Raw genomic sequence first — 7619 nt, forward strand, 5'->3', positions numbered from 1 at the left:
CCGCGAAGGCGGGAATCCAGGATTATTACGAACAAACAATTGCTTCATTTTGTGGTAACCATGGATTCCCGCCTTCGCGGGAATGACACAACAAAAATTAAGAATTCTTGATTCTTCCCGCCCGTAGCGCATTTCCTATTGGAATAAAATCTGTAATGAAGTTGTAAGCAGCGGCGCCAGCGGGACCGATGAGACCAAAAGAAACCAAACCGAGACCAATAATATTTGTGATGGCCCAAATAGCAAAACATTGCCACATAATATTCTTAACATTTTGAGCTGTCTTCATGATAATAGGTAGACGATCCAAATGATCATGCATAATCGTAATATCGGATGCTTCAATAGCAGCATCAGAACCGATACCACCCATAGCAATAGAGACGTCAGCCAAAGCCAAGGAAGCAGCATCATTCACACCATCACCGATGTAAGCAACGATCTCACCTTTCTTTCTTTCCTTCTGAAACTTGCGTACAAATTCAACTTTACTTTCTGGAGTCATATTGGCATGAGGATGAGTCAAACCAAGCTCACTTGCTACCATACGCGCAGTTTTTTCATTGTCACCAGTGAGCATATGCCACTCCTTCACACCGAGGATCTTGGTCTCATCAATGATCTCTTTCATCCTTGGACGTAGTTCATCTACATAAGAAACCAGTCCGGCTGTTTCTCCATTTATAGACAAAACTACAATACCGCGACCGCTATCTTTCTCCATATCAATATCTTTTTTAATTTCATCCGCAACAGGAATATTTTCTTTTTCAAGGAAAGAAAGACGACCGATGAACATTTTGTCATTATCATGACTAAATGAAACACCTTGACCAGAAATTTCTTTTGATTCATGTGGTGCATGAACCTTTACATTTTTATCTTTCAAATAATCGGCAATAGCTTTTGAGACAGCATGTTTTGATTCGGATGTACCCATTCCAAAAAGTTCCAAGACTTTTTCCTTGGAATATTTTCCATAAGCTTTGAGATCTACAACCTTTGGACGACCCTTGGTCAAAGTTCCGGTCTTATCAGTCAAGACATATTTCATTCTTGAGAGTTGTTCATAAGCGGCTGAACCCTTCACTATTACTCCTCTCTTAGCAGTCCTAGAGATAGCGGCAGTGAAAGCCAATGGTACAGCGACGGCAATATCATCAGCGCAAACGACCAACAATACCGCCAAGATAACTTTCATATCCAAACCGAGTAAATACATTGTGACTGTACTCAACAATGCCAATCCTATATACCACTTCGTGAATGTATTAGCAGTGCGCTCGGCCTGACTTTTGTTTCTACTAGCTTCTTCAACCAAAGTGATGATGTGTGCCAAAGTCGTATCGGCTCCAACTTTTTCTGCTTTGACAATCAAAGAACCCGATTCATTCACCGTTGATGTAAATACTTTGTCACCAGGCCTTTTTGAAACCAATTCGCTTTCACCAGTCAAAGACGACTCGTCCACATCAGCCAATCCAGATTGGATAATTCCATCAACAGGCATCCTGTCACCTGCATTGACGATGACTAGGTCTCCGGGTTTAACTTCTTTTATATGAATATCCTTAACTGTTTCCCCTATTTGAACTCTGACCCATTCAACGTGATACTTCATCAAACTTTGAATGGTCTTTTTCGTACGCGCTTCGGTAATATGATCAAAGATTCTAGCAAAAGCGAGCATGAGTGTGATAAAAGACGCAGAGAACCATTCCTTTGAAAGTAATGAAAAAATGAGGGCAATAGAAGCTAATAGATCAACTGATACCTGACGCTTGAAAAGAGATTTGAGTGCACTCCAAGCTACTGGCAAAAGTCCCAAGAATGAAACTCCAGCCAAGAATAGGTTTGACCATGTCTCATGTAAAAAGAATGACATGCCGAGAAATATGACGGTAAGAGCAATGAGCAGGATATCAAAGACAAGAAAAAATTTATCTTCAAAATCACTCCATCTAGAGTTTTCAGGATTCATGTGGTAATTATAGCACCGGAGGTTACACCTCCGGAAGCGAGATAATCTATATATAAAATAACATTTGCTTTCGATATTGAACCATTCCGGAGGTGTAACCTCCGGTTTGACAACATAAGAATTATCGTGCTAATCTTTTTTTAGATAGCTGGTTAGGCCGATGGTGCTTCTAAATACTGTATACCAGCTCTGTGTGAAGTATGTCGGTTAATCCTCTTCTAATGTTAATGGATGCCTACCAACATACTTCACACTACAATTTATGGAAGAAATTCCATGGTGAGGTTATGAGTCCTGTGTTTCTATTTCCGCGATACCTCACCAAAATTTACGGAGTAATCCGTTACGAAGGGGTTTTATGAGAGAGTTGTTTCTAGTTTACCAGTAAACCCCTTCGTTAAACTTTGTTCTTTGTTAATTTGGATTGGTTACAGTGGGGCTATTATTACAATTGACCTACCAATCCATGCAAGACGATTTATGGTCCATTTGTTTCTATTAACTGAATAATCGTCTTGCAAAATTTATGATGAAAATGTTTTGGTTTGTAATCAAGTGTTTCTAATCAGAGAATACCAAAATATTTTCATCAGTCTTTAGTGGGTGGTTTGGTTATCAGCTTGTTGTTTCTAGAACGACAATACCAAACCATTCCACTACACTTTACGGAGTAATCCGTTACGAAGGGGTTTTAATGCATGATTGTTTCTAATATTGATATAAACCCCTTCTTAATTTCTGTTCTTTGTTAATTATGGAAGAAATTCCATGGTGAGGTTACAACTAGACTGTTTCTATGGCTGGATTACCTCACCAAAATTTGTTGAATGTGATTTATAATTAGGGTGTTTCTTGTACGCATCTAATCACATTCAACAAGGGCAAGGATAAGAAAAGGATGCTTCTAAGAGCGCTATTCCTTGCCCATCCCTCAAAGTAAATAACTGTAGAAGTTACATATTTTGAGGGGTGAAATCTATGACCGTTATTGAGTTCAAAATAGCTTGACAATGTAACGGTATCGTGCTACTCTATTTTTAGACAACTGGTTAGTAATGGCGTGACGCTTCTAAGCCAAATATACCAGCCCTGTGTGAAGTGTGTTGGTTAAAAAGAAAATATTCTTATGCTTTGATTACCAACATACTTCGCACTACAATTTATGGAAGAAATTCCATGGTGAGGTTAGAATCGGCGTGTTTCTACGCAACCCTTACCTCACCAAAATTTACGGAGTAATCCGTTACGAAGGGGTTTTAACCAGCAGCTGTTTCTAGCCGTTACCTAAACCCTTTCTTAATTTTGTTCTTTGTTAATTTGGATTGGTTAGGAAAAACTTGTTTCTAGGTCGAAGCTACCAATCCGTGCAGGGCGATTTATGGCGATATTGTTTCTAAATTATACGTAATCGTCTTGCAGAATTTATGATGAAAATGTTTTGGTTTGTAATACGTTGTTTCTAGTCGGGGCGTACCAAAATATTTTCATCAGTCTTTAGTGGATGGTTTGGTTATCCCAAAATTGATTCTAGCATAACAATACCAAACCATTCCACTACAATTTATGGAAGAAATTCCATGGTGAGGTTAGAGATGGTATGTTTCTAGGCATGGTGTACCTCACCAAAATTTGTTGGATGTGATTTATTGAGTTTGTGTTTCTAAAATTGAGATAATCCCATTCAACAAGGGCAAGGATATAACGACGATGTTTCTAGGACGGCGTTTCCTTGCCCATCCCTCAAAGTAAATAACTGTAGAAGTTACATATTTTGAGGGGTGAAATATTCCCCCGGTTGGTTACACATCATGTGTTTCAAATAAACTACGGTTTGTTCTGTCGTCGCTCGGACGTTGTGAATATAGTACACATTCACACGACCCTCGCTAGCCAGAATAAATAACTACCAACCGCTCTTTGAAAATAAATGTTACCTGTTCAACTCAATGTTGACTGGTTAAAAAAAGAAAGAAGAGAAAAATGAAGACAAAAAACGAATGGATGATGCAATTGGCAGGAGCCACGCGCATCATTGGGATCGTGCCTCGCGTAAAAGCGACGGCCGATCGTGAATCGCGACCGACAACCCTCGCAGTCTATGATTGTGGGGAATCGGTTTTCAGACCCAAGCTAGAAGTCCCGGATGAACAATCCGAATTAGACTTCGTCCTAGGGTGTATGCCAGTCAAATGGCGCAAGGTGACGGAAGGTGAAGACTTGAAAGGTTTCAAGGAACACCACATCATCATGAAGAAGGATCCGGAGGACAACAAAAAATTCGTGGCGGATAAAGTTCCGGCCGCGTATGAAGGTCTCAAAAAAGGTGATGTGATCGTCATGAGCCTCGGTGGCTCTGGAGATAACTTCGCTTTTGCCCTTTCCCGTCAAGCAGACGAGATTGGTGCACTAGTCCTTCGCTGTCCCCCGTTTCAATTGAAAGAGGCTCGTTTGGAATTGGTAAAAACTGATCCCAAAAATGAGACTCTGGATGATAGCTTCGTCCTAGTACAGATGGTCAAGGCAGGGCCCGATAAGTTTTATCCCGTATTCGTACGGGAACGTAAACTCACTCGGATGCGTGGATGCTATCAACGTCGTATTGACGTGATGAAGGCTCGCATAGCCTGCGAGCAACGTCTCCGCCAGCGGTTCATTGGAGAAATCTTCTGCAGTGCTGAAGGAAAATATCCTGAAGGCGCTCTGGAGAAAGAATTCAATGCTATCGCCGCAAATGATGCGGTACTAGGAGCTCTTATCACCGAAGAACATTCGGCCGATCTAGCACTGAATAAAGCTTGCATGGAACTTCCTGTTTTTACGGAGGTATTCAAACAAGTTTCTGGAATTGGTCCAGCCATCGCGTCCCGCCTCATCTCGGCGATTCAAGATATTCGCCGTTTTGAAACCAAATGGAAACTTCGCAAGTTTTGTGGAGTCCATTGTATGAATGACGGGCATTTCCCCCGTCGCCGAAAAGGAGAGACCTCGAACTGGAATCCGGATTGCCGGCAAGCCTTGTTCCTACTTGGCGATCAATTCAACCGGCAAGTCAAAAAGGGTACGTTTTGGGGTAACAAACTCCTAACGAACAAAAAATACTACCGGGACAAATATCCCGTGCCAGTGGAAGTGGTTAATAGTAAAGGGAAAAAGATCAAGAATTACACGGACGGCCACATTCAAAAAAGGGCCCTCTGGAAGACTCTCGGCGAGTTTGTTGAATGGTTATTCGGCGAATGGTGGAGACTTGAAAAAGCTCACTCGGCGAATATTCCCTTCGTAGTCACCGGTCCGACCGATCCGGTTGAAAATCCAGGAGATGGTCCGACCGACGATGCAACAGCTACGGATGAATCCGGTGGTAATACCACCGATGAGTCGTCTGAAGAAAAAGCTGCTTAGTTCTTTTGTGGGGTTAAGACACCCTTGATTCTATAGTTGCTCTACCCCACATACACCGCGTAATGCAAAATCAGAAATGATAATGCACTACGCGGTTTTTAGTTCCTTTCCGGAAGTGAAGCTTCCGGAAAGTCCCATTACACCCCAGCCAACCTTATAGCCACATACAAAACTCCTATTCCAAGCAAAGTCATGACGGTCGTGAGCAACTTTGGGTGAGAATGATGACTCTCTGGTATGAGGTCACTGGCACCTATGTAAAGGAAAAATCCGCAGAAGAGGGCGAGGACAATACTGAGACCCTGCTCTGGAAGACTGAAAAACATTGTAGAAACCGCGCCAAGTACGGGTGCCGAAGCGTCCACTAGTAACCACTTGAAGGCTTGCTTCCCTTCCCCCTTATTTTTCAAAATCATACTAACTGTATTTATTCCATCAGAAAAATCGTGAACCAAAACCGCAACAGCTACCACGGCACCTATGACGGCTGATACTTGAAAAGCCAAACCTACAACCACACCATCTAGAAAGCTGTGAACCGAGAGGCTTCCCGCACCTAGAATACCTCGTTTAATATTTTTCCCTTCGGTATAGGCTATATTATTTTCATTTGAAATATTTTCGTCATGTTCGTGATCAGAATGAGAATGTAACATCACCATACGATCCAATAATAGATACGCTATAAAACCAATAGCTGATATCGTAGTAATAGTAGCAACATTATAAAACTGTGAACCCAGTTCTATAGCTTCTGGCATAAGGTCAAAGAAAACTACACCCAGAACGGCGCCAGCACTAAAACCCAAGATGAGGTGAAGCTTATCTTTGAAACGAAGCGCAATGAGACCACCTGCCAAAGTAGACAAGAACGTGGCTATTGAGATTATTATTATCATAAGAGTATTATAGCAAAATAACACGTTTGATACCCCGGGGGTATCGTAATTGAAACCTCTCACCCTACTCCACCTGCTCAGGCCCATCCAAAATAATCTCCGCTTTTCCATTATAAGACTTGATAAGCCCAGTAATCTTGACCTCCCTTTCATAACTTTTTACATCTTTGAATTTCTTCAAATCCGAAGCAAATATAACTGCCGAAAAAGAACAATTATTAAACTCCGGACAAAAATCTAGAAAAGTTGTGTTGCTCTTTGAAGTGAAAACTTTGACCACCTTTCCCTTCACCACCGCTTTTTCACCAATATGATCCATCGCTTCTGTGTAATCATATTCCTGAATCTCTCCCGTACCAGAATTATTATTCAATCCTACATTTTTACTTGAATAATCACCGCTAGAATTTAGTTTGAGCATCTCATTATCACCTGATCTAGACGATACAACATAGACTATTAGAATAAACGCCAAAATTACACCAACTATTGCATATTTCTTATATCTAACAAACAATTCTTTTAATTTATTGTAATTCATATTTACTGGTTTTTAATCAAAACTTTTTTAATAATATTCAAATACTGTTTTCTGACACCATCATTTGTCCCAATTTCCAATATTTCATCATTAATATTAGTCGCCGAAGCTGTCCAATTGTAACTTCCAGAAGCATAAGCTTTATCAGTCACAACTGTTTTGATATGCATGATACCTTCTGGATGCTTTTGAGTTTCCACCACAATCCCCGCTTCCCGTAATTCTTCAACAATATTCTTATTACTATCCAAACTCGCACCAGCATCAGTAATACCAACAACTTCCAGACCCCTTTTCTTGGCTTGTATCAATGCTGAAGCAATATCTTTCTTGGTGAAAAAATAAATAGCAAAGTAAACATATCTATCGGCATTATTTATTACCTTTATTATTTCCTGATCATTCTGTCTTTTATCCAATGAATAGACCACTCTAAATTGAGAGCTCACTCTATAATTTGCAACCGTTATACTAATTCCAAACATACAAATAAAGATCAGTACCCAAACAATCAGTCGTTTGTAATTCTGCGGATTTGTAACCCACTCCTTTGGATGCTCAAAAAAGTAACGGCACTTCTGTCGGATTGATATTTCCATAATTATTATTTAATTATCTCTCTCTTTTCTCTACTAATTTTTTAGGCAGGACTTGCGGGATATTGTATCACACACTGTGTCATTCCCGCGAAGGCGGGAATCCAGGATGTAACCACATTAAGAAGTGTAAATTTTGTTAGTTCAAAGTGAAAAGTGCAAAATGCAAAGTTGTAATTATTAGTTAATAGTTAAGGAAC

The 7619-nt window shown here is 40.4% G+C and carries 5 protein-coding genes; 1 reads left to right on the plus strand and 4 read right to left on the minus strand.

Annotated features, from left to right (window positions below):
• Nucleotides 1-97: 97 nt before the first annotated feature.
• A complete protein-coding gene (locus WCS89_04170) occupies nucleotides 98-1981 on the minus strand; it encodes a cation-translocating P-type ATPase (GenBank protein MFA6554670.1) in 1884 nt (627 codons plus the stop codon).
• Nucleotides 1982-3961: 1980 nt separating this feature from the next.
• On the opposite strand from WCS89_04170, the gene WCS89_04175 reads away from it, so the two are divergent.
• Entirely contained in the window at nucleotides 3962-5383 is a 1422-nt protein-coding gene (locus tag WCS89_04175) for a transposase (GenBank protein MFA6554671.1), read from the plus strand.
• A 137-nt stretch (nucleotides 5384-5520) separates the two neighbouring features.
• Here the strand turns inward: WCS89_04175 and WCS89_04180 are convergent, their stop codons facing one another.
• From WCS89_04180 to WCS89_04190, 3 genes are all read right to left on the minus strand, one after another.
• Nucleotides 5521-6282, minus strand: coding sequence for a ZIP family metal transporter (locus tag WCS89_04180; protein ID MFA6554672.1), 762 nt, complete (start codon nucleotides 6280-6282; stop codon nucleotides 5521-5523).
• A gap of 64 nt (nucleotides 6283-6346) precedes the next feature.
• Nucleotides 6347-6823, minus strand: coding sequence for a hypothetical protein (locus WCS89_04185; GenBank protein MFA6554673.1), 477 nt, complete (start codon nucleotides 6821-6823; stop codon nucleotides 6347-6349).
• Between the two features lie 2 nt (nucleotides 6824-6825).
• Nucleotides 6826-7422, minus strand: coding sequence for a phospholipase D-like domain-containing protein (locus WCS89_04190; protein MFA6554674.1), 597 nt, complete (start codon nucleotides 7420-7422; stop codon nucleotides 6826-6828).
• Between the last annotated feature and the right edge of the window lie 197 nt (nucleotides 7423-7619).

This window comes from Candidatus Paceibacterota bacterium (assembly GCA_041666915.1).
Lineage (GTDB): Bacteria > Patescibacteriota > Minisyncoccia > Phycocordibacterales > PALSA-1337 > C7867-002.

Coding starts and splice junctions, on each gene's coding strand:
- WCS89_04190 (MFA6554674.1), bottom strand. CDS start 7,422: ATGGAAATATCAATCCGACAGAAGTGCCGTTACTTTTTTGAGCATCCA.
- WCS89_04175 (MFA6554671.1), top strand. CDS start 3,962: ATGAAGACAAAAAACGAATGGATGATGCAATTGGCAGGAGCCACGCGC.
- WCS89_04180 (MFA6554672.1), bottom strand. CDS start 6,282: ATGATAATAATAATCTCAATAGCCACGTTCTTGTCTACTTTGGCAGGT.
- WCS89_04170 (MFA6554670.1), bottom strand. CDS start 1,981: ATGAATCCTGAAAACTCTAGATGGAGTGATTTTGAAGATAAATTTTTT.
- WCS89_04185 (MFA6554673.1), bottom strand. CDS start 6,823: ATGAATTACAATAAATTAAAAGAATTGTTTGTTAGATATAAGAAATAT.